The sequence below is a fragment of the Micromonospora sp. NBC_01392 genome (genome assembly GCF_045040125.1).
Lineage (GTDB): Bacteria > Actinomycetota > Actinomycetes > Mycobacteriales > Micromonosporaceae > Micromonospora.
Map to the genome: position 1 here is coordinate 6534248 of NZ_CP109549.1, position 24290 is coordinate 6558537.

At 70.5% G+C, this 24290-nt stretch carries 27 protein-coding genes and 4 tRNA genes; 6 read left to right on the forward strand and 25 right to left on the reverse strand.

Annotation, left to right across the window (positions count from 1 at the left end):
• Window positions 1-59: 59 nt before the first annotated feature.
• The 20 genes from OG767_RS28525 to OG767_RS28620 all read right to left on the reverse strand — a co-directional run bounded on the left by OG767_RS28525 (window position 60) and on the right by OG767_RS28620 (window position 16260).
• Window positions 60-3491, reverse strand: a complete 3432-nt coding sequence (locus OG767_RS28525) for a DNA-directed RNA polymerase subunit beta (protein WP_405091244.1) — start codon at window positions 3489-3491, stop codon at window positions 60-62.
• Window positions 3492-4065: 574 nt separating this feature from the next.
• Window positions 4066-4455, reverse strand: coding sequence for a 50S ribosomal protein L7/L12 (gene rplL, locus OG767_RS28530; RefSeq protein WP_405091245.1), 390 nt, complete (start codon window positions 4453-4455; stop codon window positions 4066-4068).
• 53 nt (window positions 4456-4508) lie between these two features.
• A complete protein-coding gene (gene rplJ, locus OG767_RS28535) occupies window positions 4509-5057 on the reverse strand; it encodes a 50S ribosomal protein L10 (RefSeq protein ID WP_281938123.1) in 549 nt (182 codons plus the stop codon).
• 314 nt (window positions 5058-5371) lie between these two features.
• On the reverse strand, window positions 5372-6064 hold the full coding sequence (locus OG767_RS28540; RefSeq protein ID WP_405091246.1) for a hypothetical protein: 693 nt from the start codon (window positions 6062-6064) through the stop codon (window positions 5372-5374).
• Window positions 6061-7062, reverse strand: coding sequence for an ATP-binding cassette domain-containing protein (locus OG767_RS28545; protein ID WP_405091247.1), 1002 nt, complete (start codon window positions 7060-7062; stop codon window positions 6061-6063). The genes OG767_RS28540 and OG767_RS28545 overlap by 4 nt, the downstream gene beginning before the upstream one ends.
• An 80-nt stretch (window positions 7063-7142) precedes the next feature.
• Window positions 7143-7859 (reverse strand): 50S ribosomal protein L1, encoded by a 717-nt coding sequence (rplA, locus tag OG767_RS28550; RefSeq protein ID WP_107157430.1) that lies wholly within the window; start codon window positions 7857-7859, stop codon window positions 7143-7145.
• 85 nt (window positions 7860-7944) lie between these two features.
• A complete protein-coding gene (gene rplK / locus OG767_RS28555) occupies window positions 7945-8376 on the reverse strand; it encodes a 50S ribosomal protein L11 (RefSeq protein WP_107157429.1) in 432 nt (143 codons plus the stop codon).
• 186 nt (window positions 8377-8562) lie between these two features.
• Complete coding sequence (gene nusG / locus OG767_RS28560) at window positions 8563-9285, reverse strand: transcription termination/antitermination protein NusG (RefSeq protein ID WP_281938128.1); 723 nt, start codon at window positions 9283-9285, stop codon at window positions 8563-8565.
• Between the two features lie 35 nt (window positions 9286-9320).
• Window positions 9321-9725 (reverse strand): preprotein translocase subunit SecE, encoded by a 405-nt coding sequence (secE, locus tag OG767_RS28565; RefSeq protein WP_107157494.1) that lies wholly within the window; start codon window positions 9723-9725, stop codon window positions 9321-9323.
• 215 nt (window positions 9726-9940) lie between these two features.
• Window positions 9941-10013, reverse strand: a tRNA-Trp gene (locus OG767_RS28570).
• 127 nt (window positions 10014-10140) lie between these two features.
• Window positions 10141-10533, reverse strand: coding sequence for a MaoC family dehydratase (locus OG767_RS28575; protein ID WP_107157428.1), 393 nt, complete (start codon window positions 10531-10533; stop codon window positions 10141-10143).
• 2 nt (window positions 10534-10535) lie between these two features.
• Window positions 10536-10985, reverse strand: coding sequence for a MaoC family dehydratase N-terminal domain-containing protein (locus OG767_RS28580; RefSeq protein ID WP_107157427.1), 450 nt, complete (start codon window positions 10983-10985; stop codon window positions 10536-10538).
• A 123-nt stretch (window positions 10986-11108) separates the two neighbouring features.
• Window positions 11109-11276 (reverse strand): 50S ribosomal protein L33, encoded by a 168-nt coding sequence (gene rpmG, locus OG767_RS28585; RefSeq protein ID WP_013288652.1) that lies wholly within the window; start codon window positions 11274-11276, stop codon window positions 11109-11111.
• A gap of 132 nt (window positions 11277-11408) precedes the next feature.
• Window positions 11409-11481: transfer RNA gene (locus OG767_RS28590), tRNA-Met, on the reverse strand.
• 25 nt (window positions 11482-11506) lie between these two features.
• Window positions 11507-11579, reverse strand: a tRNA-Thr gene (locus OG767_RS28595).
• A 95-nt stretch (window positions 11580-11674) separates the two neighbouring features.
• Window positions 11675-14203 carry a putative bifunctional diguanylate cyclase/phosphodiesterase gene (locus OG767_RS28600; protein WP_405091248.1) on the reverse strand — a complete coding sequence of 843 codons (2529 nt, stop codon included), beginning with the start codon at window positions 14201-14203 and terminating at the stop codon, window positions 11675-11677.
• 591 nt (window positions 14204-14794) lie between these two features.
• Window positions 14795-15031, reverse strand: coding sequence for a hypothetical protein (locus tag OG767_RS28605; RefSeq protein ID WP_405091249.1), 237 nt, complete (start codon window positions 15029-15031; stop codon window positions 14795-14797).
• 337 nt (window positions 15032-15368) lie between these two features.
• On the reverse strand, window positions 15369-15542 hold the full coding sequence (locus OG767_RS28610) for a hypothetical protein (protein ID WP_405091250.1): 174 nt from the start codon (window positions 15540-15542) through the stop codon (window positions 15369-15371).
• A gap of 233 nt (window positions 15543-15775) precedes the next feature.
• Window positions 15776-16120, reverse strand: coding sequence for a hypothetical protein (locus tag OG767_RS28615; RefSeq protein WP_405094337.1), 345 nt, complete (start codon window positions 16118-16120; stop codon window positions 15776-15778).
• 5 nt (window positions 16121-16125) lie between these two features.
• Window positions 16126-16260, reverse strand: a complete 135-nt coding sequence (locus OG767_RS28620) for a hypothetical protein (RefSeq protein ID WP_405091251.1) — start codon at window positions 16258-16260, stop codon at window positions 16126-16128.
• A 408-nt stretch (window positions 16261-16668) separates the two neighbouring features.
• Between OG767_RS28620 and OG767_RS28625 the strand changes: the two genes are divergently transcribed.
• Together OG767_RS28625 and OG767_RS28630 are read left to right on the forward strand one after the other, a co-directional pair.
• Window positions 16669-17547: a helix-turn-helix domain-containing protein gene (locus OG767_RS28625; RefSeq protein WP_405091252.1), complete on the forward strand. Its 879-nt coding sequence runs from the start codon at window positions 16669-16671 to the stop codon at window positions 17545-17547.
• Complete coding sequence (locus tag OG767_RS28630) at window positions 17540-17737, forward strand: DUF397 domain-containing protein (protein ID WP_405091253.1); 198 nt, start codon at window positions 17540-17542, stop codon at window positions 17735-17737. The genes OG767_RS28625 and OG767_RS28630 overlap by 8 nt, the downstream gene beginning before the upstream one ends.
• A 219-nt stretch (window positions 17738-17956) precedes the next feature.
• On the opposite strand, the gene OG767_RS28635 is transcribed toward OG767_RS28630, so the two are convergent.
• Window positions 17957-18040 (reverse strand) — tRNA-Tyr (locus OG767_RS28635).
• A 146-nt stretch (window positions 18041-18186) separates the two neighbouring features.
• On the opposite strand from OG767_RS28635, the gene OG767_RS28640 reads away from it, so the two are divergent.
• The gene (locus OG767_RS28640; RefSeq protein WP_107157492.1) at window positions 18187-18681 is read left to right on the forward strand and encodes a YajQ family cyclic di-GMP-binding protein; all 495 of its coding nucleotides are present in this window, start codon (window positions 18187-18189) and stop codon (window positions 18679-18681) included.
• Between the two features lie 11 nt (window positions 18682-18692).
• Here OG767_RS28640 and OG767_RS28645 read toward each other — a convergent pair whose 3' ends face one another.
• A complete protein-coding gene (locus OG767_RS28645) occupies window positions 18693-19139 on the reverse strand; it encodes a MarR family winged helix-turn-helix transcriptional regulator (protein WP_405091254.1) in 447 nt (148 codons plus the stop codon).
• A gap of 90 nt (window positions 19140-19229) precedes the next feature.
• Between OG767_RS28645 and OG767_RS28650 the strand changes: the two genes are divergently transcribed.
• On the forward strand, window positions 19230-19784 hold the full coding sequence (locus OG767_RS28650) for a hypothetical protein (RefSeq protein WP_405091255.1): 555 nt from the start codon (window positions 19230-19232) through the stop codon (window positions 19782-19784).
• A gap of 80 nt (window positions 19785-19864) precedes the next feature.
• Here OG767_RS28650 and OG767_RS28655 read toward each other — a convergent pair whose 3' ends face one another.
• From OG767_RS28655 to OG767_RS28665, 3 genes are read right to left on the reverse strand one after another with little or no spacing between them, the layout of a single operon-like run.
• Window positions 19865-20635 carry a type 1 glutamine amidotransferase domain-containing protein gene (locus OG767_RS28655; protein WP_405091256.1) on the reverse strand — a complete coding sequence of 257 codons (771 nt, stop codon included), beginning with the start codon at window positions 20633-20635 and terminating at the stop codon, window positions 19865-19867.
• A gap of 20 nt (window positions 20636-20655) precedes the next feature.
• Complete coding sequence (locus OG767_RS28660) at window positions 20656-21255, reverse strand: NADPH-dependent F420 reductase (protein WP_405091257.1); 600 nt, start codon at window positions 21253-21255, stop codon at window positions 20656-20658.
• Entirely contained in the window at window positions 21252-21914 is a 663-nt protein-coding gene (locus tag OG767_RS28665) for a TMEM175 family protein (RefSeq protein ID WP_405091258.1), read from the reverse strand. The genes OG767_RS28660 and OG767_RS28665 overlap by 4 nt, the downstream gene beginning before the upstream one ends.
• A 143-nt stretch (window positions 21915-22057) precedes the next feature.
• Between OG767_RS28665 and OG767_RS28670 the strand changes: the two genes are divergently transcribed.
• Window positions 22058-22882 carry a MarR family transcriptional regulator gene (locus tag OG767_RS28670; protein ID WP_405091259.1) on the forward strand — a complete coding sequence of 275 codons (825 nt, stop codon included), beginning with the start codon at window positions 22058-22060 and terminating at the stop codon, window positions 22880-22882.
• A gap of 88 nt (window positions 22883-22970) precedes the next feature.
• Window positions 22971-24284: an MFS transporter gene (locus OG767_RS28675; protein ID WP_405091260.1), complete on the forward strand. Its 1314-nt coding sequence runs from the start codon at window positions 22971-22973 to the stop codon at window positions 24282-24284.
• The last annotated feature ends 6 nt before the right edge of the window (window positions 24285-24290 follow it).

Consider the following 24290-nt stretch of genomic DNA (forward strand, 5'->3'; position numbering starts at 1 on the left):
TGTACTGCTAGCTAACGGGCGGGATCGGGGGCCGGCGAGCCGGCCCCCGATTCATCGCCTCAGACCTCTTCGACCGAGCTCGGCTCGCGCCGGGACAGGTCGATGCCCAGCTCCTCCGCGGCCCGGAACACCTCGTCGTCGGTCTCGCGCATCTCCAGGGCCACACCGTCGCTGGAGAGCACCTCGACGTTGAGGCACAGCGACTGCAGCTCCTTGAGCAGCACCTTGAACGACTCCGGGATGCCCGGCTCGGGGATGTTCTCGCCCTTGACGATCGCCTCGTAGACCTTGACCCGGCCGAGGACGTCGTCGGACTTGATGGTCAGCAGCTCCTGCAGGGCGTAGGCGGCGCCGTACGCCTGCATGGCCCAGCACTCCATCTCACCGAAGCGCTGGCCACCGAACTGCGCCTTACCACCCAGCGGCTGCTGCGTGATCATCGAGTACGGGCCGGTCGACCGGGCGTGGATCTTGTCGTCGACCAGGTGGTTGAGCTTCAGGATGTAGACGTAGCCGACCGCGATCGGGTCGGGCAGCGGCTCGCCGGAACGACCGTCGAACAGCTGCGCCTTGCCGGTGCGCCCGATGAGCTGGTTGCCGTCCCGGTTGGGCAGGGTCGACGCCAGCAGGCCGGAGATCTCCTCCTCGCGGGCACCGTCGAAGACCGGGGTGGCCACGTTGGTGTCCGGCTCGGACTCGTGCGCGTTGATCGACTTGAGCTGGCGCTTCCACTCCGCGTCGTCGCCGTCCACACTCCAGCCGGTCTTGGCCACCCACCCGAGGTGGGTCTCCAGGACCTGGCCGATGTTCATCCGGGACGGCACACCGAGCGGGTTCAGCACGATGTCGACCGGGGTGCCGTCCTCCAGGAACGGCATGTCCTCGACCGGCAGGATCTTGGAGATGACGCCCTTGTTGCCGTGGCGGCCCGCGAGCTTGTCACCGTCCTGGATCTTGCGCTTCTGGGCCACGTAGACCCGCACCAGCTCGTTCACGCCCGGGGGCAGCTCGTCGCCGTCCTCGCGGGAGAAGGTACGCACACCGATGACCGTGCCGGTCTCGCCGTGCGGCACCTTCAGCGAGGTGTCCCGGACCTCGCGCGCCTTCTCACCGAAGATCGCGCGGAGCAGCCGCTCCTCCGGGGTCAGCTCGGTCTCGCCCTTCGGCGTGACCTTGCCGACCAGGATGTCGCCGGGGACGACCTCGGCGCCGATCCGGATGATGCCGCGCTCGTCGAGGTCGGCGAGCATCTCCTCGCTGACGTTCGGGATGTCGCGGGTGATCTCCTCCGGGCCGAGCTTGGTGTCCCGGGCGTCGACCTCGTGCTCCTCGATGTGGATCGAGGTGAGCACGTCCTGCTGCACGAGGCGCTGCGACAGGATGATCGCGTCCTCGTAGTTGTGGCCCTCCCAGCACATGAACGCCACGAGCAGGTTGCGCCCGAGCGCCATCTCGCCCTCGTCGGTGCACGGACCGTCGGCGACGACCTGACCGGCCTCGACGCGGTCGCCCTCGAAGACGACCGGCTTCTGGTTGACGCAGGAGCCGGCGTTGGAGCGGCGGAACTTGTGCAGCAGGTACGTCCGGCGGTGGCCGTCGTCCTGGTGCACGGTGATGTAGTCCGCGCACAGGTCCTCGACCACACCGCCGACCTCGGCGACGACCACGTCGCCGGCGTCCACGGCCGCGCGGTACTCCATGCCGGTGCCGACCAGCGGGGCCTCGGCCTTGACCAGCGGCACCGCCTGACGCTGCATGTTCGCGCCCATGAGCGCGCGGTTGGCGTCGTCGTGCTCAAGGAACGGGATCATCGCGGTGGCGACCGAGGTCATCTGCCGCGGCGAGACGTCCATGTAGTCGACGGCGCTGGGGACCACGTCCTCGGTCTCGCCACCCTTACGGCGGCACAGCACCCGGTCCTCGGCGAACGTGCCGTCCGACTTCAGCGGGGCGTTGGCCTGCGCCTTGACGAACCGGTCCTCCTCGTCCGCGGTCAGGTAGTCGATCTGGTCGGTGACCCGACCGTCGATGACCTTCCGGTACGGCGTCTCGATGAAGCCGAACGGGTTGACCCGGGCGAACGTGGAGAGCGCGCCGATCAGGCCGATGTTCGGGCCTTCCGGCGTCTCGATCGGGCACATCCGGCCGTAGTGGGACGGGTGCACGTCCCGGACCTCGAAGCCGGCCCGCTCCCGGGACAGACCACCCGGGCCGAGCGCGCTCAGCCGGCGCCGGTGGGTCAGACCCGCCAGCGGGTTGGTCTGGTCCATGAACTGGGACAGCTGCGACGTGCCGAAGAACTCCTTGATCGCCGCCACCACCGGGCGGATGTTGATCAGGGTCTGCGGCGTGATCGCCTCGACGTCCTGGGTGGTCATCCGCTCGCGGACGACCCGCTCCATCCGGGAGAGACCCACCCGGACCTGGTTCTGGATCAGCTCGCCCACGGTACGCAGGCGACGGTTGCCGAAGTGGTCGATGTCGTCGGCCTCGTAGCCGTCCTCACCGGCGTGCAGCCGGCAGAGGTACTCCACGGTGGCGACGATGTCGTCCTCGGTCAGCGTGCCGGTGTTCATCGGCACGTCGACTTCGAGCTTCTTGTTGAACTTGTAGCGCCCGACCTTGGCGACGTCGTACCGCTTCGGGTTGAAGAAGAGGTTGTCGAGCAGGGTCTGGGCGTTCTCACGGGTCGGCGGCTCGCCAGGGCGGAGCTTCCGGTAGATGTCGAGCAGCGCCTCGTCCTGGCCGGCGATGTGGTCCTTCTCGAGCGTGGTCATCATCAGCTCGGACCAGCCGAACTTCTCGCGGATGCGCTCCGCGGACCACCCGATGGCCTTGAGCAGGACGGTGACGGCCTGCCGACGCTTGCGGTCGATGCGTACGCCGACCGTGTCGCGCTTGTCGATGTCGAACTCCAGCCAGGCACCCCGGCTCGGGATGACCTTGACGCTGGAGAGGTCGCGGTCGGAGGTCTTGTCCGGCTGCTTGTCGAAGTAGACGCCCGGCGAGCGGACGAGCTGGCTGACCACGACGCGCTCGGTGCCGTTGATGATGAAGGTGCCCTTCGGCGTCATCATCGGGAAGTCACCCATGAACACCGTCTGGCTCTTGATCTCGCCGGTGGTGTTGTTGGTGAACTCCGCGGTCACGAACAGTGGCGCGCAGTAGGTCAGGTCCTTCTCCTTGCACTCCTCGATCGAGGCCTTGACCTCGTCGAAGCGCGGAGCGGAGAAGGAGAGCGACATGGTGCCGGAGAAGTCCTCAATGGGACTGATCTCGTCGAGGATCTCCGCGAGACCCGAGCGTGCGTGCGGGTCGTCCGCCGACCGGCCCTGCCAAGCCTCGTTGCCGACGAGCCAGTCGAAGGACTCGTTCTGAATGGCAAGGAGGTTGGGGACCTCGAGGTGTTCGGTGATCCGGCCGAATGAAACTCGGCGGGGTGCGAAAGCGCTCGACGTACGACTGGTCTTCGCAGGGCGGGAAGCTGCCAAGATGCGTCCTTCCGAGGACCGGTGCTGCAGAACGGCTGGTACGCGTGCACTCCAATGACCCCACCAGAAATATCCACAATCGGACATTTCCGAGCAGGGGTCAAGTCGGAAGGCAGCGCAAACTAGCAGTGTAGCCGAGAGGCTAACCGCTGTCCAGCCCACCCCGCAGGTCGTCGCGGAACAAGCCCTGGGACCTCGAAAACCCGGGTCCATCGGGCCGCTCGGAACGCGACGCTCCTGCCGGTCCGCTCGGGAGCCGCGGCGTTGGTGCTGCCGTTGCCCTTACCCGAGTGGCGGCCGTTGCAAGCGCGGAAGGTCTTGCTGATGCCAGCGTGCCTGCCGGCCGGTGCCGCGTCAAGGGCCGGTTACCGCTCAGAGTGTCTTTCCCACCGACGGGCTACCGGCTCCCCATCGCTGAGAGGCCGGTACGAGGAACCTGTACGCCCTGCTCACGGCGCTTCCAGCGGGTGACACCACGACAGCGGGCGGTGACCCGGTCTCCCGGATCACCGCCCGCTGCGACACGGTGTGCCCCGGCTCACGTGAGCCGGACGCGCGTCAGGTCAGCACAAGGTCACTTGAGGGTGACCTTGGCGCCCTCGCCCTCGAGCTTGGCCTTGGCCTTCTCGGCGGTCTCCTTGTTGGCCTTCTCCAGGACGGCCTTCGGAGCGGCCTCGACCAGGTCCTTGGCCTCCTTGAGGCCCAGGCCGGTCAGCTCACGCACGACCTTGATGACCTGGATCTTCTTGCCACCGTCGGCCTCGAGGATGACGTCGAACTCGTCCTTCTCCTCCTCGGCCGGGGCGGCGGCAGCGCCACCGGCACCGCCGGCAGCGGCAACCGCGACCGGAGCGGCGGCGGTGACCTCGAAGGTCTCCTCGAACTGCTTCACGAACTCGGAGAGCTCGATCAGCGTCATCTCCTTGAACGCGTCGAGCAGCTCGTCGGTGCTGAGCTTCGCCATGTCTGGCGTCCTTTCTGAAAGTGGAAACTAAGAATGTGGTGCGCCGTGCGGCCTCAGGCCGCCTCGGCGCCCTCCTGCTCGCGCTTCTTGTCCGCCAGGGCGGCCGCCGCGCGGGCGGCCTTGGAGAGCGGCGCCTGGAACAGGGCCGCGGCCTTGCTCAGGTTGCCCTTCATGGCACCGGCCAGCTTGGCCAGCAGCACCTCGCGGGACTCCAGGTCGGCGAGCTTCGTGACCTCGGCCGCGGAAATGGCCCTGCCCTCGAAGACACCGCCCTTGATGACGAGCTTCGGGTTGGCCTTCGCGAAGTCGCGAAGCCCCTTCGCCGCCTCGACGACGTCGCCCGAAACGAAAGTCAGCGCGGTAGGACCGGTGAACAGCTCGTCGAGGCCGGAGATGCCCGCATCGGTCGCGGCACGCTTGGCCAGCGTGTTCTTCGCGACCGTGTAGCTGGTCTCCTTGCCGAGCGCGCGCCGCAGCTGGGTGAGCTGCGAGACCGTGAGCCCGCGGTACTCGGTGAGCACGGTGGCTCCCGAGGTGCGGAAGTTCTCGGTCAGCTCGGCGACGGCCGTGGCCTTGTCGGCCCGGATCGGCTTGTCCGCCATGTCCCTCCTCTCTCGTTACTCGGAGCTGGCACGCCGGCGACAGGACGTCGCGACGGCGGCGGAGGCACCACGACAACGAAAAAGCCCCGGCGCGGGGCGCACGGGGCGAGGGCCGGGATCATGGAACACAGTCGGCGGACCGTGCCTGACACCGAGTTTCGCTTGCCGCCCTGCGCGGGTCGCCCGTCGTCGCGGGACCTTCGACCGTGCCGGGGCACGGTGACCAGCGGTCTTTGGGTGGAACTACCGGTTCAGGTTACGCGACGTGCGGCAGAGCGCCAAATCGCCCCGGAGTGCTCCGGGTCACCCGGCGGTCAGGCCCGGGTGCGCCGCCCCCAGGCGTAGCCGGCCAGCGCCACCGCCACCCACAGCGCCGCCCAGCCGGTGAGCAGCAGCCCCGCGCCGGGCGTCACCGGCGCGGTGACCGCCCGCGCGGTCGCCATCACCGGCGGGACCAGCCACGGCACCACCGAGTCGGACAACCCGCACACCACCACCCCGACCACGCCGACCGCCAGCACCGCCGCACCGTAGCCGGCGCTGCGGGTGATCGGCCGGCTGGCCAGCGCGCCGAGCGCCACCGCCGCCGGCAGCGCGAGCAGGTGCGCCCAGACGCCGAGCGCCACCCCGACGAGCGCCGGCCGGCCCGCCGGCCCGCCCGCCAGCGACACCGCGCCGAGCGGCCACGGCATCGCCAACGCGACAAGCACCACGGCGAGCCCGGCCACGAGCGCCGCGAGCAGCCCGGCCGCCCGTTCCCGGGCCGGCCCGACCACGACCCGGGCCAGCCGGCGCTGCACGTCGGGTTCGACGTCCAGCAGGATCTTGGTCTGCCAGGCCAGCACCGGGAAGATCACCACCGCGGAGACGCCGTAGACCTCCGCCGGTCGGCCCGCGCCACCGCCGCCGTAGAGGATGCCCAGGGCGAGCAGGCCGGTCAGCACCGGCGCGAGCGCCCGTCCGGTACGCACGAAGCCGGCCAGCCGCAGCCGGACCAGCGCGATCACCGGCCCACCTCCGACGCCACGCCGGCGCGGCCGGCACCGGCCTCCGGCGTCCCCGACCCGGCCCCGCCCTCGACGCCGGGCGGGCCGGAGACATCCGGTGACCCGCCGTCGGACTCGACCGTCGACGCGCCGGGAAGGCCCGGCGACCCGCCATCGGGCTCGGCCAGCGACGCGCCGGACCGGCCCGGTGCCGGCGACTCGCCGGGGGCCTCGACGCCCGGCCCGCCGGCGGGAGCCGGTGCCGGTGACCCGGCGGCGGGCGGGACGGCGGGTTCGCGTACCCGAAGGATCTGGTGGCCGTCGGCGCGCAGGCGGGCGACGGCGGCGGCGAGCCCCGCGGCCGGCACCGCCAGCTCGACCACCGCGACGGCCGAGCCCTCGGACGACGCCTCCTCGGTCAGCGTGCCGTCGGTGACCGACCAGCGGCGGGCGCCGGGCAGCCGGACCGTCTCGCCCCGGTGGTCGCTGACCAGCACCGCGCCGCCGCCGGCCAGCACCTCGCCGATCATCTCGGGGACCAGCTCGCGGGCCGCCGCGTCGAGCCCCTCCCAGGGCTCGTCGAGCACCAGCAGGCCGGGCGGGCGCAGCAGCGCCTGGGCCAGGCCGACCTTCTGCGCGGTGCCCTTGGAGAGCTGCGGCAGACGCACGTCGGAGAAGCGGGTCAGGCCCAGCCGCTCCACCCAGTGGCGCACCGCCCGGTCGGCGGCGGGACCGGGCAGGCCGGCGACGCGGCCCATGGCGGCCAGGTAGTCCCCGACGGTGAACGGCTGGTCGGCGGGGAAGCGTTCCGGCACCCAACCGACTGTCGCCGGCCGGTCGACCACCCGACCACGGCTCGGCCGCAGCACCCCGGCGGCGAGCTGGAGCAGCGTGGACTTGCCCGCGCCGTTGCGGCCGAGCACGACCGCGACCTCGCCCGGACCGATCGTCGCGTCGACCTGTCGCAGCACCCAGGGGCCGTGCCGGTGATACCGGAGCCAGACGCCGTCGAGCCGCATGCGCCGAGCCTGCCACAGCGGACAGACGGACGGGGCCCCGCCACGTGGTGGTGGCGGGGCCCCGTCCGGGAGGTGCGTGCTCAGGCCTCGGCCGAGCCCTCCTGCAGGTTCTTGATCAGCTTCGGGTCGACCGGGACGCCCGGGCCCATGGTGGTGGTCAGCGTGACCTTCTTGAGGTACGTGCCCTTGGCCGCGGACGGCTTGGCACGGAGGACCTCGTCCAGCACCGCGGCGTAGTTGTCGATCAGCTGGTTCTCCGAGAAGGATGCCTTGCCGATGATCAGGTGCAGGTTCGAGTGCTTGTCCACCCGGAAGGTGATCTTACCGCCCTTGATGTCCGCGACCGCCTTGGTGACGTCCATGGTCACGGTGCCGGTCTTCGGGTTCGGCATGAGACCGCGCGGGCCCAGGATCCGCGCGATCCGGCCGATCTTGGCCATCTGGTCCGGCGTGGCGATCGCCGCGTCGAAGTCCAGCCAACCGCCCTGGATGCGAGCGACCAGCTCGTCGGTGCCCACCTCATCCGCACCCGCGGCGGCGGCCTCCTCGGCCTTCGCGCCGGCGGCGAAGACGATCACGCGGGCGGTCTTACCGGTGCCGTGCGGCAGGTTGACCGTGCCGCGGACCATCTGGTCCGCCTTGCGGGGGTCGACGCCGAGGCGCATCGCGACCTCGACCGTGGCGTCGAACTTGACGTTGGTGTTCTCCTTGGCCAGCTTCACGGCCTCGGCGGGGGCGTACAGCTTCGACCGGTCGATGACCTCGGCGGCCTTGCGGTAGCTCTTGCTGCGCTGCATTTCTGGTGACTCCTGTGGTCTCTGGCGGGCGCGCGGGACTCGCGGCCCTCCCACGAACGGATCGGGTGGAGCGGGTACGACGAGATCAGTCGGCGACGGTCAGGCCCATCGACCGGGCGGTGCCGGCGATGATCTTCTCGGCCTGCTCGATGTCGTTGGCGTTGAGGTCCGCCATCTTCTTCTCGGCGATCTCGCGCAGCTGGGCGCGGGTGACCGAGCCGACCTTCTCCTTGTGCGGGACGCCCGAGCCCTTCTGCACGCCGGCGGCCTTGATCAGCAGCCGGGCGGCGGGCGGGGTCTTCAGCACGAAGGTGAAGGTGCGGTCCTCGTAGACGCTGATCTCGGCGGGGACGACGTCGCCACGCTGGGACTCGGTCTGCGCGTTGTAGGACTTGCAGAACTCCATGATGTTCACGCCGTGCTGGCCGAGCGCGGGGCCGACCGGCGGCGCCGGGGTGGCCTGGCCCGCCGGCAGCTGAAGCGTGAACGTCTTGACGAGCTTCTTCTTCGGAGGCATGTCTCTTCCTGGGGCTTGAAACTGGGATTCTCCGCCGCCCGCGGGCGCGCACGGTCAGCGCGGTGCGGACGGCCGACGTTCAAGGGTAGCGCAACCCGCTACCGGCTTTGCCGCCGAGGTCGGCGACCGGTGGAACGGCACACCGGCGGCCGGCCCGGGAAGGCCGACCGCCGGTGCGGACATCCGTCAGATCTTGGCGACCTGGTTGAAGTTCAGCTCGACCGGGGTCTCCCGGCCGAAGATCGACACCAGCACCTTGAGCTTCTGCTGGTCGGCGTTGATCTCACTGATCGTCGCCGGCAGCGACGCGAACGCGCCGTCGGTGACGGTGACCGAGTCGCCGACCTCGAAGTCGAGGACCTTGATCTCGGGCTTGGCCTTCTTCTGCTCGGTCTCGACCGCCGGGGCGAGCCACTTGAGCACCTCGTCGAGGCTCAGCGGCGCCGGCCGGTCGGCCCGGTCGGTGGCGCCGACGAAGCCGGTGACCCCCGGGGTGTTCCGGACGCAGGAGTAGGACTCCGCGGTCAGCTCCATCCGGACCAGGATGTAGCCCGGGAAGACCTTCGCCTGGACCTGAGACCGCTTGCCGTTCTTGACCTCGACCTCTTCCCGGGTCGGCACCTCGACCTGGTAGATGTAGTCCTCCATGTCGAGGGACGTGATCCGGGTCTCGAGGTTGGTCTTGACCTTGTTCTCGTAGCCGGCGTACGAGTGCACCACGTACCAGTCACCGGGCGCGTAGCGCAGCTTCTGGCGCAGCTCGGCGACCGGGTCGAAGTCCTCGTCCGGGGCCGGCTCGGTGGTCGGGAACTCCGGCTCGCTGGCGGCCTCGACCGACTCGTTGTTGGCCGCCGTCGCCACCGCGGACTGCTCGTCCGGGGTCTCGGCGGTCTCGTCGTACTCAGGCACGCTCGCTCACTTCCGTCAGTATTACTGTGCGCAGGTCAGCTGGGGTTGCCGAAGACCCACAGCACCGCCTTGGCGAAGCCGTAGTCCAGACCGGCCACGATCGCCAGCATCACCGCCACGAAGGTGACCACCACGGCCGTGTAGGTCAGCAGCTCCTTGCGGGTCGGCCAGATGACCTTACGCAGCTCGGCCACGACCTCGCGGAAGAACCGCGCGATGCGGGCGAACAGCCCGATCCGCTCGGTGTCCTTGCGGGTCTTCCGGCCCTCGGCCGGCTCGGCCTGGGCCCGCTTGCGGGTGGCAGTGCCGCCCCGGGAGACCGGCTCGTCCGCGTCGGCGGCGTCGTCGGCCACATCGTCGTCGGCCACGCCGTCGACGGTCGCGTCGTCGTTCAGACGCTCGTCGCCGTCGTCCTCGCCGCGCCGCTTCTTCTCGGCCACTTCGCCCTCCGTGCGGGTATGGGGTCGCACGCCGGGCGGCGTGCGCGGCGTGTTGGTCACGCCGGCCGGACCAACCGTCCCGCGACGGGCCGCGGCCGGCGGACCGGACGGGAGGGCCCCGAACGCCTCGGAACCACCCCACCGGTGCCACCACCACGGGCCGGACGCCGCCGCGAACGGCGGCACGACCCACGGGAACGGTCAGGCCTGAGGCGCAGGGGTGACAGGACTTGAACCTGCAGCCTGCGGTTTTGGAGACCGCTGCTCTGCCAATTGAGCTACACCCCTGTGCGGCAACTCACCTCCACCCGGACACGTTGTGCCGAGCGGGGGTCACTTGCCCCACGGCGGACCAGTGTACGGGTAGTCGTGCGACTTTCCCAACCGGTCTGCCCCTCGCGCGTCGGGTGGCCCCTCAGCGAGGAGTACGGATCAGTGCCCGGGCCTGCGACAGCACCTTCTCGCCCCGACAGGTGGCGGTGATGTCGAGCCTGGTCAGGCCCGCCTCGGTGACCTCCTTGACCACGGCGGCGACCTCGATCTCGGTGCCCTCGTCGGTGTCCGGCACGACCACCGGCCGGGTGAAGCGGACACCGAAATCGACCACCGCGTCCGGCGCGCCGGCCCAGCCGGCGACCGCGCGACCGACCAGGGCCATGGTGAACATGCCGTGGGCGATGACCCCGGGCAGGCCCACCCCGGTGGCGGTGCGGTCACTCCAGTGGATCGGGTTGAAGTCCCCCGAGGCGCCGGCGTAGCGGACCAGGTCCGCCCGGGTCACCCGGAACGTCTGGACGGGCAGTTCCATGCTCACGCCTCCTCCCGACGTACGACGATCTTGGACCAGACCGCGACCACCGGCTCACCGGCCACGGTGCTCACGTCGGTGCGGGTGGTCAGGAACCCGTGCCCGCCCCGGCTGCTGACGTCCTCGATGACGTTGACGCACACCAACTCGTCACCGGCCACCACCGGCCGGGTGTACGCGAAGCGCTGGTCGCCGTGGACCACCCGGCTGTAGTCGACGCCCAGCGCCGGGTCATCGACGATCTGCTGGTTGGCCGCCATGGTGACGATCACCGGGAAGGTCGGCGGCGCGACCACGTCGGGGTGGCCGAGCGCCCGGGCCGCCTCCGGGTCGTGGTGCGCCGGGTCGGTCGCGCCGACGGCGGTGGCGAACTCGCGGATCTTTTCTCGGCCCACCAGATAGGGGGCGGTCGGCGGATAGGTCCGGCCGACGAAGGACGGGTCCAGGGACATGCCGCGAACCTACACGGAACACACGAACGCCGATCCGCGCGGTCGAGCGACCTTCTCAGGCCGTCGACCGGTGCGAATCGGCGTACGGGATGCTGCTGCGGGGCCGGCGGTGCCGGCCGGGCGTCAGCGGGTCTCGCGGTGGACGGTGTGCTTGCCGTCCCGGGGGCAGAACTTCTTCAGCTCGATGCGGTCCGGGTCGTTACGGCGGTTCTTGCGCGTGATGTAGTTGCGCTCCTTGCACTCCACACACGCCAAAGTGATCTTCGGCCGGACATCGGTCGCCTTCGCCACGGCGGAGTGCCTTCCTCGCTCACGGATATCAACTACGGCGTGTCAGCCTACGCGCTGACCACGCGGACATGCAAAGTGGGCGCCCTGTGGCGCCCATCCCACCGACCACCGGGCGGACCCGGGGGACGAGAGTAGCGGTGGCCGGACTTGAACCGGCGACACAGCGATTATGAGCCGCTTGCTCTACCATCTGAGCTACACCGCCGTGGCGGGTCCAGCCGGACCCTTTGAGCCCCCTTACGGAATCGAACCGTAGACCTTCTCCTTACCATGGAGACGCTCTGCCGACTGAGCTAAGGGGGCCTGCTCGATCACCCTTCGGGTGTCGCGCAGAGGAAACAGTACACGACCGCGTCGCGGAGGTGAAATCGGATCCCCCCGACAGGTGCCAGCCCTGCTCAGGGCACCACACGCAGCCGCGGCAGCTCCCCCGCGGCGACCGTCTCGGGGTCGACCTGAGCGCCGAACCACGCCTCCAGGCGCTCGTACGGCAGCGGCCGGCTGAACAGGAAGCCCTGGCCGATCTCGCAGCCGATGTCCTGGAGCAACTCCAGGGTCAACTCGCTCTCCACCCCCTCGGCCACCACCGTCAGGCCGAACTGCTGGGAGAGCGTCACCACCGCGTTGACGATGGCCAGATCGCCCGGGTCGGTCGCCATGCCCTGCACGAACGACCGGTCCACCTTCACCTCGTGCACCGGCAGCCGACGCAGTTGGGCCAGCGACGAGTTGCCGGTGCCGAAGTCGTCCACCGAGAGCCGGACCCCGATGTCGCGCAGACAGCGCAGGATCGGCACGGGCCGTTCGGTGCCGTCCAGCACGCCCGCCTCGGTGATCTCCAGCGTGAGCCGCTGCGGCGGCACGCCGTACTCCGTCAGCAGCTCCCGCACCAGCCCCGGGAAGCGCGGGTCGTTCACCGTCCGGGCGGCCAGGTTGACCGAGACGCAGAGCGGCTGCTCGCCGTGGCTCCAGTCGCGGCTGCGCCGCAGGCTCTCCCGCAGCACGAACTCGGTGAGCCGGCCGAGCTGGCCGGTGTGCTCGGCCACCGCCACGAAGTCGTCCGGCGAGACCGTGCCGTGCGCCGGGTGCTCCCAACGCGCCAGGCACTCCACGCCCACCAGGCGGCGGTCCCGCAGCGTGACCTTGGGCTGGAAGTAGACCTCCAGCGCGCCGTCCTCCAGCGCCCGCTTCAGGTCGCCGGCGAGACCGAGCCGGCGCAGCGACCGCGACTCCAGCGCCGGGCTGTAGAGCTGCACGCTGCCCGGCACCGACTTCGCCGCGTTGGCCGCCAGGTCGACGCGCTGGAGCAACGCCACCGCGTCCCCACCGTGGTCGGGGTGGACGGCCACGCCGACGGCGGTGTCCACGTCCAGGGTGAGCGCGTCGAAGACCATCTCGTCCCGGATCTGCTCCCGGAGCTGGGTCGCCAGGTCCAGCGCGGCCTCGACGCCCTCCAGCCGGAGCGTCACCAGGAACTCGTCCCCGCCGGCGCGACCCACAAGCGCCGAGGAGGGCGCGCAGGCCCGAAGCCGCTCGGCCACCTCGACCAGCACCTTGTCGCCGGCCGCGTGGCCCAACGACTCGTTGACCTGGCGCAGCCGGTCGACGTCGAAGAGCAGCAGCGCCACCACCTCGCCGGGGGCGCGGATCTTGACCGCCTCCCCCACCGCCGCGATGAGTCGCCGCCGGTTCGGCAGCTTGGTCAACGTGTCGTGCTCGGCGTCGTGCCGCAGCCGGTCGACCAGGCGGGAGTTCTCCAACGCGACCGCGGCGTGCGCGGCGACGGTCTCCAGCAGCGGCACGTCGGTGCGGCTGAACGAGTTGCTGGCACCGAGCCGGTTGGCCACCTCAAGGGTGCCGACGACCGCCTGCCCGGAGCGCAGCGGCACCACGATGACGTCCTTGACCCGCTGCTCGGTGAGCGCGGTCCGCAGTTTCCCGTCCGCGCCCGCGCCGCGGGTGAGCACCAGCGTCTGCCCGTCCCGGCGGACCTGCTCGCGCAGGGCGGCGGGCGTGGGCGCCACGTCCAGCAGCCCCGGGTCGGCGATCCGGGAGGTCAGCAGCACCTCCGGGTGGCGGCGCTGCGCGGGCAGCCAGAGCGTCGCGTACTCCGCCTGGAGCATCGACCGGACGCGGCCCAGCAGGGCGTCGGCGAGCGTGCCGTCCTGGCCGCTGCCGCTGACCGCGCGGCTCAGCTCGTACATGTCGGAGAGCGTCCGGTGCTGCCGGAAGAACTGCGCGTACGCGCGGTAGACAAGCGCCAGCGCGGAGATCAGCGCGGACAGCAGGACCAACGACCACCAGTTGGAGGTGATCAGGATCAGGACGATCAGACCGGCGACGATGTTGATGCCGGCGGAGAACAGCGCGGAGGGCGACTTGCGGAAGGCGTCGCGGCCGGTCTGCCAGCCCTGGACCAACGTGTAGACGCCGGCCACCGACGTGATGCTGACCAGGTTGACCATGATGGCGGCGGTGAACAGCGTCAGCCAGGTGCGCGGGCCCACGCCCTCGACCGGGGGCAGCACCTGCAACACCAGCACGGCGAGCGAGGAGCCGGCCGCCGCACGGGCGACGTTGAACCAGAGCTTCGTCGCGCCCATCCGGTGCCAGAGATGGGTGAGGATCGCGGCCCCGGTGCAGATCGCGACCACCGTCAGCGGACGGGTCAGATAGAACGCGAGCACCAACGGGATCTCGGTGATCGTCACACCGAGCGACTGGCGTCGTACGGTGAAGTTGAGCACCGGGAGCCCGGCGGCGACCATCGCCACCAGCAGCACCACCGCCAGCGGCCAGCCGCCGAACGGATGGTCACTGATCAGACCGGTCACCGTCGAACAGACGACAGCGAAAAGGACGAGCGGCCCGGTGATCAGCCAAGCGTGATCATTGGACCGCGAGCCCTTGACGGGCTGTGCGGACATGCCGCCCCTTCCGTCGATCGACGTTCGCCTGGCTCGGAGGGGACGGTGAACGTCAGCGAGTCGCAGGCATGTTCCAGATGACGTCCGCGGTCTGCATGTCGCCGAGCTCGGGCCCTGCGCCGACCAGGACGCCACTCATGACAGCGGCAAAAACCAGCATTGAGCCAAGCAGCCGGCCCAGTCTTCGACCAGACATGTTCGCTCTCCTGTCGGGGATGGGACACCGGGGATGGTGGAGGTTCCACGATCGTGCCACAGGGCCCGCACGCAGGAAAGCGGTGGGAACAGGCCCGATCCGACCGTCGAAAAGGTTTCGCCGATCGGCCCGGTGCCAGAGGGACGCGAAGCCAGATCAGCGGGCTCAGGGGCCCCGCGGCCGTCCGTCCATTGCGTATTCCGACCTTCAGCGCGAACTGATCTAGGCGGCCTCGAAGCGATCGGGCCGCTGCGCCCGGCCGCACTCCCCATCCCCGTGGCTCGGACGACCCTGGGCATAGACCACCATACCTATAACTCGCCGCAGCACCAGAGGGCGATACGGGTCAATCGCTGGCGAATCACCGACACATCCCCTCACCTGCCGATTGCGCCTCAGTCGTCCACCGGCATCGGCCACACGTCCCGGGCGTCGTTGAACGCCGCCCCCGGCGGCGGCTCGACCGTGAACGACCGAAGCCGGCCGGGCAGCGCCCGCAGCCGGCCCGGCAGCGCCGCCACGCCGCGTCGCGTCGACCACCACAACCACCGCGCGAGGCAGACGATCGCGACGACCGCGGCGAGGGCCAGCACGTGGATCAGCACCCAGCCGAGCAGGCCGACATAGAGCATGACCGCACGGTACGACCTTTTTCTTGTACGCGGCGCGGCGGCGCTCAGACCAGGCGTTGGATGCGGACCTTCGGGCGCTCGTTCCTCAGGTGGCCCTGCTTGTGCTGGCGCACCTGTTCGCCCCAGACCTCCTGGTCGTAGTCCGGGTCCGGCGGGCCGTCACTGCAAGGGACTTCTCGTCAGATCACCCGTGGCGTTCCAGTCGCGCTCCCAGACGCCCGCGAGTGGAACGCCACGGGTGCATCAGGGCGCCGGAGACAGCCATAGCGTTCCACCCGATGGCGACCCGGCCGGCGGGTGGAACGCCAGGGGTGCGTAGAACCGTGAGCGGCGGCGCTCAGACCAAGCGCTGGATGCGGACGGTCGGACGCTCGTTCCGCGAGTGACCCTGCTTGTGCTGGCGCACCTGCTCGTCCCAGACCTCCTGGTCGTAGTCCGGGTCCGGCGGGATCCACCGGTGCGAGCCGTCGCTGTAGTGGAACTTCTCGTCGCCGGCCCGAAGGATGCTCATCGCGCCCAGCCCAGGAACCGGCGGTGCAGACGATCGGCGGGCACGTCGACCACCTGGGCCGCCGGCGTGCGGTGAGTGGTCATCGCGGCTCCTCCCGGCCCGGCCCGTTGGTGCGGTCGATCGGACGGGGTGGTGGTTCCGGCCACAATGCCCTGGCCTCGGCGAGCATCCGCTCCCTGTGCGCAGCCACCTTTGCCTCGTCGAGGTTCATCCGGGAGCGGGTGTCCCGCCAACTACGCACCATCAGTCCGTCCCTGTCCTGTCCATTGCCGCGCCGAGCGGGGAGAGGGGCGACTGGTCGGCACCCGCGCTCCATTGCTCCGGCGCCCGCCGTCCGGAGCCGGCCTCATCCCCAGCATTCGTTGTGAAGAAGCGGAGCCTGCGCTCAACCCGCACCGCTTGACGAAGATCGACCGCCGCGCCACGGCGTCGCCCTGCTCGTCGAGCTGGTAGCCGTCCAGCCACGTCCAGCCGTCGTAGGTGCTCCAGTCGAGGACGCGGATCAGCCGGAAGTGGAACGGCCTCGCGAACTGCACGCCGGCCGCCCTGCCCACGAGGAGCAGCACGCCGGGCTTCAGCTCCGTCACTGCCCACAGACCTTGCGCCAGGCGCGGATGCGGGCGCGGGCGACGACCACCCGGGGACACCATCCGTACGGCCGGCAACGCGGGCAGGTGTACGCCACGTGGTAGTCGATGACGGCCCAGGACACCGCCACGATGAGGGGCGTGTCCGGTCTCCGCTCCGGCCTCACGGCTCGCCACCGTTACGACGCTTCCCGCCATCTTCTGTTCGCGCCTGAGCGGCCCGGGTCGCTGGAGAGCGGACCAACGGCAGGACGTTGGCGCCGTCGTTGCGCTTCCCGGTTTCGCCAGGGCGCTCGCTGCTGGTCGGCCGCTGCACCAGATCGACCGGCTCGTTGCTGCGGTGGAACCACTTCCAGCGGGGCATCGCGCACCTCCGGCGAATCGTCAACCGATCCTTCGGCTGTCAACGTGGCGTAGTGGCACCGTCACTGCAACATCTCATCGCGGGTTTCAGACATCGAGATTGACGTCGTGCCATCCGGGCGGGCAGGGTGGCTGAAGTGAGACACACAGGCGGTTGAGGCGAGATTGGGGATCAGATGGCCGAGACGGGATCTTCCGTCCCGCGTCGACAACTCGGTCGGCTGCTGCGGCAGGCGCGCGAGGAAGCCGGCATCAATCTGGAAGCCGCCGCGAAGACGCTGGAGTGGTCGCGGGCGAAGATGTATCGGCTGGAGGCCGGTCATACCTCACTGCGCACCCACGACGTGAACCTCATGTGTCAGCTCTACGGCACCTCCACCGACCTGACCGAAGTCCTCGTCTCGCTCGCCCGGGAGAGCAAGAGCCGGGGCTGGTGGCACTCCTACGGCGACGTCATCCCAGCATGGTTCGAGTTGTACGTGGGGCTGGAAGCGGCGGCTCGCCACATCCGGCACTACGAGCCGAACCTGGTGCCAGGGCTGCTCCAGATACCCGAGTACATGTCTGAGGTCTTCAAGACGAAACCCGGTCGAACGCCGCAGGAGGTGGCGCAGAAGGTCGCCTTCCGGATGGAGCGGCAGAAGCTGCTCGTGCGAAGGAGTCCGGCAGCGCCGCTCTTCGAAGCCCTCATTGATGAGGCAGTTCTTCGTCGCCCCATCAGCGATGTGGACGCGTGGCGGGCTCAGTTGGCCCATCTGGTCAACGGGACCCAGGCAAGCAACATCAAGGTCCGGGTGCTGCCGGCGAGCGTCGGCCCACACCGGGCGTCCGTCGCCGGGGCATTCATGATCCTTGACTTTCCCACGAAGGGCACTCGTCCCGCCGAGCCCAGCACCGTCTACGGCGAGTCGATGACCGGCAGCATCTACCTCGATAGGCCGAGCGAGGTAGAGACTTACTCTTCGGCTTGGGAGACTCTGTGGGACCTTGCCCTGGACGAACGCGCCTCCGAGGATCTGGTGGGCGCCCTGATCAAGGAGACTTATGATGACTGAGATGGCCACGGCCCGCTGGCGCAAGAGCAGCTACAGCGCGAACGAGGGCGCATGCGTCGAGGTCGCCGACAACCTTCCGGGCGTCGTAGGCGTGCGCGATAGCAAGGACGTCGCCGGCCCGTCGCTAACGTTCAGCGCGGCCCACTGGGGCTCCTTCGTCGAGTTCGTCAAGGACTACTCCCGCAACTGAACTTCGACATCCGAGAGGGGCTTGCCAGGCAAGGCATACCCCCTTCTCGGCCCTCATGCTCTTCCAGCGGTACGTCGTCGCGAGCAAGTTAGAGAACGCGAGCACCCGATATAGCGGGCCACCCATCCAGTGCCACTCATGTCCCACTCCGCCCTGCCTTCCAGACCAACAAAACGGCCCCCGATCAGCGTCACGCTGTTCGAGGGCCGCATCTGCACCTGGTGGCGGGTAGAGGATTCGAACCTCTGAAGCTTTCGCGACGGATTTACAGTCCGCTCCCATTGGCCGCTCGGGCAACCCGCCAGGGCACCCACCGCGTCGTGACGCGGCAGCGGAAGCAAGGATAGCGGTTGTCCCCGGCCCCTGCGCAACGGGGTACCGTCAGGGGGTCCCACGCTGGTCAGTGCGGGACGGATCAGGACACACCGCCGGACAGCAGGAGCATGATCATGGCAGCGAACCCGTCGTTCGACATCGTGAGCAAGGTTGACCGCCAGGAGGTCGACAACGCCCTCCGCCAGGCGGAGAAGGAGCTCGCGACGCGGTTCGACTTCCGCGGCACCGGGGCCGAGATCTCCTGGTCGGGCGAGGAGGCGATCAGCCTCCAGGCGGAGACCGAGGAGCGGGTGCGCGCCGCGCTGGACGTCTTCAAGGAGAAGCTGATCAAGCGGAACATCTCCATGAAGTCGCTGGACGCGGGCGACCCCCGGTCGTCCGGCAAGATCTTCAAGATCGACGCCAAGGTGATCCAGGGCATCGACACGGAGAAGGCGAAGGCGATCAGCAAGAAGATCCGCGACGAGGGCCCGAAGGGCGTGCAGGCGCAGATCCAGGGCGACCAGCTCCGCGTCACCGGCAAGAAGAAGGACGACCTTCAGGCCGTCATCTCGCTGCTCAAGGGTGAGGACTTCGGGGTGGCGCTCCAGTTCACCAACTACCGCTAGGGGAGCCGGCGTCAGTCGTCGCCGACGTGCTCGGCCAGGATCGCCAGGAGGCGGTTCAGCTCCCGGTGGTCCCGTTCGCCGAGCCGCCGCCGGGTGGAGTCGTCGAGCGCGTCGACCAACCGGGCCGCCTCCCGTAGCAGCGCCGCTCCGGTGTCGGTCACCCGGATCGGCGCGGCTCGGCCCCGACCACGGCCGGCGGTCCGCTCGACCAACCCTCGGGTCTCCATCTGGTCCAGCAGTGGGCCCATGCTCTGCGGTGTGGTCAGCACGGCCCGCGCGAGGTCGGCGGAGGTCACGCCGGGCGATTCGGTGAGGACCGTCAGCACGCTGAACTGGCGGGGTGAGAGCCCGGTCGGGGCGAGCGCCGAGGCGAAGCGGCGTTCCAGCCGGCCGGCCAACCGGACCAGGCGGTATTCCAGGAACTCGTCGGGCGGTCGCCCGGGCGTACGGCTCGTCACGGCTCCACCGTACCGAGCGCGGCTGACGTGGCAGCGAGAATCAGTTGCCTGATACTCTGAGTATCAGGCAACTGATTCTTGGGAGGTTCCATGTCCACGATCACCCCTGACGCGACCAGGGTCGCGCTGCTCCGGTCCACCCGGACGCTCACCCTGACGGCGGCGCTCTGCCTCGCCGTACAGCTCTTCGGCAATCTCTACGAGGAACTGGTCAGCAACGTCGCCGTCCTCGCCCGGCCGCAGCCCGGCGAGGCGGTGGGTGCCCTCGACGCCGGCAGCCCGATGTACTACTACCTGCCCTGGGCGCCACTCGGGGTGGTCCTCGTCGCGGTGCTCGCGCACCGGCTCGCCACCCGTGGCGCACCGGGCTGGGTGGTCCGTCGGCTGCGGCTCGCCCTGGCCGCGCTGGCCGTCGCGGTGGCGGCGAAGGCGGTGCTGATCTCCTCGGTGAACCCGCGCTTCCGCGACCCGGCCGAGGACGCCGCGACGCTGCGGGAGCTGGCGACGCTCTGGGCCGGGATCAACGGGCTGGCGATCGTCGCGGTGGCCGTCGCGTTGACGCTGCTGCTGTCCTGGCGCGCCAGGGTCGCCGACCACGGCCCGGTCCCCGCGACCGGGCCGGTCGCCCGCGTCGCGGTCGGCTGACCACGGGACCGGAGGCTCGCCCCCAACACCGGTCGCCGGTCGTCCCGCGCGAGGTCGCACCGCGCGGGACGACGGGCGGGTCACCGGCCCAGCGCCTCGATGATCACCTTGGCGGTCTCGGTGCCGCTGAAGTTCTGCTGACCGGTGACGAGGTTGCCGTCCCGGATCGCGAAGCCCTTCCACAGCCCGGCCTGGATGAAGTTCGCCCCGAGCCGGCGCAGCTCGTCCTCGATCCGCCACGGCATGACGTGCGTGCCCCGCGGCAATCCGCCGGCGTCCCACACCGCCTGGTCCGCGAAGTCCTCCTCGACGTTGGCGAACCCGGTCACCGTCCGGCCCTTCACCAGCGGCTCCCCGTTGGACAATCGGGCGTACCGCAGGATCGCCGTGCCGTGGCACAGCGCGGCCGTCACCTTGCCAGCCTCGAAGAACTCGACGAACGTGCGGTGCAGGCTCTCGGCCGTGTCGAACGTGAACATCGGCCCCTGGCCGCCGGCGACGACGAGCGCGTCGTAGGCGTCCACCGAGATGTCGGCGACCGGCCGGGTGTTCTCGACGAGCTTGGCGAACTCCGGGTCGTGCCGGTAGCCGCGGCTGATCACGTCCTCGGCCTGCCAGCGGCTGGCGTCCTCGGGGTCGCTCATCGCGTCGGCCACGCACGGGCCGCCGTCCGGGCTGAAGATGTCCACCCGGTAACCCTGCTCGGTCATGTGGAAGTAGGGGTGGGTGAGTTCGCTCCACCAGAAGCCGACCGGCCAACCGGTCGTGGTGGACACGGCCGGGTTCGAGATGACGATCGCGACGCGCTTCGGCCGCTCGGCGCTGACCGGGTTCAAATCCTTGTGGCTCATGCTGTTCCTTCCCGTTTTTCTCACGAGGGGCGTCCGGGATCGGTCAACACCCGGATCCCGTGGTGTCGGCCGTGGCCCTGGCGGAAGGCCAGGGCGAACCAGAGGCGGGTGACGCCGTCGACCAGGTCGGCCGCGTCGAGCCCGCCCAGGTGGATCGGTCGGAGACCGACATCGGTGATCAGGTCCGCCACCCGGACCCGGTCCGGCCCGTCGGGGCCGCAGAACACGAGGTCGGCGCGGGCCCCGTCGATGACCGGTTCGGCCATGACCTCGACGCCGACCGAGCAGAAGGCACGGAAGACGCGGGCGCGTGGCACCCGGGCCAGCAGCAGCGGAAGCTGATGCATCGTCGTCCCGCCGAGGACGTTCGTCGCGTCGACGAGCAGGTGGCCGTCGAGGCTGCCGGCGTGGGTGTCGAGCAGGTCCGCCAGGGCCGCGCCCGGCACGGCGACGAGCACGGCCGCCGCCCCGTCCACGGCCGCCTCGATCGGCGCCACACCGGGCAGGTCGCGGTGCCGGTCGGCGTCGCGTACCCCGAAGGTGACGTCGTGCCCGGCCGCCCGCCACGCCGCGCCGACGGCGCGGCCGACCCCACCGGCGCCGAGCACCGCGAGCCTCACGCCGCGCCTCCCCGACCGAGCCCGCGCGGCGCCAGTGTGAAGTAGACCGCCACCAGCGCGCAGACCGCGAGGCCGGCGGCGGCGTGCACCGCACCCACCACGATCGCGATCGCGTACGCGGTCGGGCCGGCGAGGCTGCGCCGCAGCGCTACCCGGACGCCGCCACGTGCCGCCTCGCGCAGGAGGTGGGGCCGGGCCCGCAGGTAGCACCAGATGCCGGTGAACGCCGACGCGGTGCCGCACAGCACGGCCGCGTAGAAGACGGCGGCGGCACGGTCGTGCACGCCTCCTTGCAGCGCCCGTCCCAGCGTCGCCGTCGGATAGCTGATGAAGCTGATGCCCAGCAGCACGAGGCCGTTGAGGAACAGCAGCGGTCGGTCCACCTGCCGGATCAGCCCGAACAACGCGTGGTGGTTGACCCAGAAGATCAGGATGGTGAGGAAGCTGACGGCGTAGGTGAGGAACGCCGGCACCTCCTCGCGCAACGCGTGCCCCACGTCGGCCCCGGCCGCGGGCACGGCCAGCTCGATGACCAGCAGCGTGGCGGCGATGGCGATGATGGCGTCGCTGAACGCCTCGACCCGCGCGCCGCTCGGCCCGGCCATCTCCCCGGACACCTGATGGCCGGCACCGTCGGCGCCGACAACTCCGTCTCTCACGGTCGTTCCTCCCCGGCTGCGGCGCTCCGCGCGCCGCCACTCGCCTCGGCCACTATGCATGAGTGCATTGCTTGGACGCAAGCAATGCATCCGATCTACTTACCGCGATTGCTTGAGTTCGAGCGGTTCACTAGGCTGACCGGGTGCCCCGCAAGAGCCCGCCCACCGACCGGACGCCACCCCGCCCGGCCGTGCCGGACTCCGTCGACCAGATCCTCGCCGAGTGGGCCACCGAACGCCCCGACCTCCCGGTCACCCCGATCGCGGTCGTCACCCGACTCAACCGGCTCCGGACCCGGTTCGACGAGGAACTGTCGACCGTGTTCGCCCGCTACGACCTGTCGGCCGCCGACTTCACCGTCATCGCCGCCCTGCGCCGCGCCGGCGTCCCCTACACGCTTCCGCAGAGCGTGCTCATGAACCGGCTCGGCCTGACCAGCGGCACGGTCAGCGTCCGGCTCACCCGCCTCGTCAAGAAGGGCATCGTCGACCGCCGGCCCAGCCCGGAGGACGCCCGGGGCACCGTCGTGACCCTCACCGAACGGGGCGCGGCGCTGTTCGACGACATCGCCCCGGTCCACCTCGCCAACGAGGAGGTGCTGCTCTCCGCGCTCACCGCGGCCGAGCAGCAGCAACTGGCCGACCTGTTGCGCAAGCTGCTCGTCGGCTTCGAGCACCAGAGTTCGACCAGCCCGCTCGGCATGACGCTCGCCCCGGCCCATCTCGCCCGGCGGATGCGCAGCGCCGTCGGGTTGCCCGACACCCCCGGCCTGCTGATCACCGACGTCACCCCGCAGAGCCGCGCCGACACCGCCGGCCTACGACCGGGCGACCTGCTCACCAGCGTCGACGGCACGGAACTGCGATCCTGCGTCACCCTCGCCGAGGCGCTGGCCGGCACGTCCGGCGTCACCATCAGCTACCTGCGCGGCACCGACCAGCACCAGGCGCGGCTCGCGCCGGGCTGACCCGGATGGCACCCCACCCGACGGCGGTTCTTCTGCCCTGAGGCAACTTCGTTGAGCTGAGACCCCCGGATGCGGTCGGGTGGGAGCCATGCCGCTCCTCCCCTATCGCCCGGTCCTCGCCCAACCCGTGCTGCGCCGGCTGCTTCCCGGGCTCGCGGTCTCCGCGCTCGGTGACGGGCTGGCCCTGGTCGCGGTGACGTGGCTGGCGCTGCAACTCGCGCCGGTCGGGCAGCGCGGCACCTGGACGGCGTTCGCGGTGGCCGCGTACACGTTGCCGGGCGCGGCCGGCGCGGTGCTGTTGGGGCGCGTGCTGGGCGGGCGCAGCGGGGCGCAGCTCGCCGGCTGGGACGCGACGCTGCGGGCGCTGGCGTTGGGGGCGATCCCGGTCGCGCACCTCGCCGGGATGCTGGACGTCGGGCTGTACGTGGCGCTGCTTGCCGCCTCCTCGCTGCTGCACCCGTGGGGGTCGGCCGGCCGGTTCACGCTGGTGGCCGAGCTGCTGCCGGAACGGGATCACCTGGCCGGCAACGCGCTGCTCGGGCTGTTCGGGCAGGCGGCCACCGTGGTCGGGCCGCCGCTGGCCGGGCTGCTCATCGCCGGGGCGGGCGCGGTGTGGGTGATCGCCGTCGACGCGGCCAGTTTCGCGGTGCTGGCGGTCAGCTACCGGCTCGTGGTCCCGGCCGGGCGGCGGCGCGCGGGTCGGGCGGCGGGTGCCGGCCCGTCGCGTACCTCCGGTTTCCGGGTCATCGGCCGGGACCGGTCGCTGCTCGGCCTGCTGGCGTTGAGCTGTGGGTTCTTCTTCCTGTTCGGGCCGTTCTACGTGGCCATGCCGGTGCACGTGACCGAGGACCTGCACGCGTCCGCCGCGACGCTCGGCGGCTACTACACCGCGTTCGGCGTCGGGTCGCTGGCCGGTGGGCTGCTCACCGGTCAGCTGCGGGACCGGCCGCTGCGACCCACGCTGCTCGGCATCGTGGTGGCGTTCGGGGCCGCGCTGCTGCCGCTGGGTCTGGGCGCGCCGGTCGTGGTGTCGCTGCCGGCGTTCGCGCTGGCCGGCCTGGTCTGGGCGCCCTACCTGCCGACCGCGACCGCGTTGTTCCAGCGGCGGGCCGGCGCGGCGGAGCTGCCCCGGGTGCTGGCCGCCAACGGCGCGGTGACGGTGCTGGCGGTGCCGCTGGGCACGATGCTGGGCGGCCCGGCGACCGCCGCGCTGGGCGCGCGGCCCACGCTGCTGGTGTGCGCGGTCGGAACCATCGCGCTGGGTTTACTGGCAGCCGGGGCAGGCGCGCTCCGCCGGCCCGGGAATTGTCGCGTTGACCATGAAGTTGGCGGTGACAAATCGGGCGCAGGTTGCCGCCAACTTCATGATCAACGCGAGGGAGCGGCGCGAGGGAGAGGGTAGGAGGGG

Bases quoted from the DNA above. Each gene is read 5' to 3' on its own strand.
- OG767_RS28600 (WP_405091248.1), bottom strand. From the start codon at position 14,203: ATGTCCGCACAGCCCGTCAAGGGCTCGCGGTCCAATGATCACGCTTGG.
- OG767_RS28650 (WP_405091255.1), top strand. From the start codon at position 19,230: ATGTCCACGATCACCCCTGACGCGACCAGGGTCGCGCTGCTCCGGTCC.
- OG767_RS28575 (WP_107157428.1), bottom strand. From the start codon at position 10,533: ATGGAACTGCCCGTCCAGACGTTCCGGGTGACCCGGGCGGACCTGGTC.
- rplL (WP_405091245.1), bottom strand. From the start codon at position 4,455: ATGGCGAAGCTCAGCACCGACGAGCTGCTCGACGCGTTCAAGGAGATG.
- OG767_RS28610 (WP_405091250.1), bottom strand. From the start codon at position 15,542: ATGAGCATCCTTCGGGCCGGCGACGAGAAGTTCCACTACAGCGACGGC.
- OG767_RS28545 (WP_405091247.1), bottom strand. From the start codon at position 7,062: ATGCGGCTCGACGGCGTCTGGCTCCGGTATCACCGGCACGGCCCCTGG.
- OG767_RS28605 (WP_405091249.1), bottom strand. From the start codon at position 15,031: ATGCTCTATGTCGGCCTGCTCGGCTGGGTGCTGATCCACGTGCTGGCC.
- OG767_RS28655 (WP_405091256.1), bottom strand. From the start codon at position 20,635: ATGAGCCACAAGGATTTGAACCCGGTCAGCGCCGAGCGGCCGAAGCGC.
- rplJ (WP_281938123.1), bottom strand. From the start codon at position 5,057: ATGGCGGACAAGCCGATCCGGGCCGACAAGGCCACGGCCGTCGCCGAG.
- OG767_RS28580 (WP_107157427.1), bottom strand. From the start codon at position 10,985: ATGTCCCTGGACCCGTCCTTCGTCGGCCGGACCTATCCGCCGACCGCC.
- rplA (WP_107157430.1), bottom strand. From the start codon at position 7,859: ATGCAGCGCAGCAAGAGCTACCGCAAGGCCGCCGAGGTCATCGACCGG.
- OG767_RS28675 (WP_405091260.1), top strand. From the start codon at position 22,971: ATGCCGCTCCTCCCCTATCGCCCGGTCCTCGCCCAACCCGTGCTGCGC.
- OG767_RS28630 (WP_405091253.1), top strand. From the start codon at position 17,540: ATGACTGAGATGGCCACGGCCCGCTGGCGCAAGAGCAGCTACAGCGCG.
- rplK (WP_107157429.1), bottom strand. From the start codon at position 8,376: ATGCCTCCGAAGAAGAAGCTCGTCAAGACGTTCACGCTTCAGCTGCCG.
- OG767_RS28640 (WP_107157492.1), top strand. From the start codon at position 18,187: ATGGCAGCGAACCCGTCGTTCGACATCGTGAGCAAGGTTGACCGCCAG.
- OG767_RS28625 (WP_405091252.1), top strand. From the start codon at position 16,669: ATGGCCGAGACGGGATCTTCCGTCCCGCGTCGACAACTCGGTCGGCTG.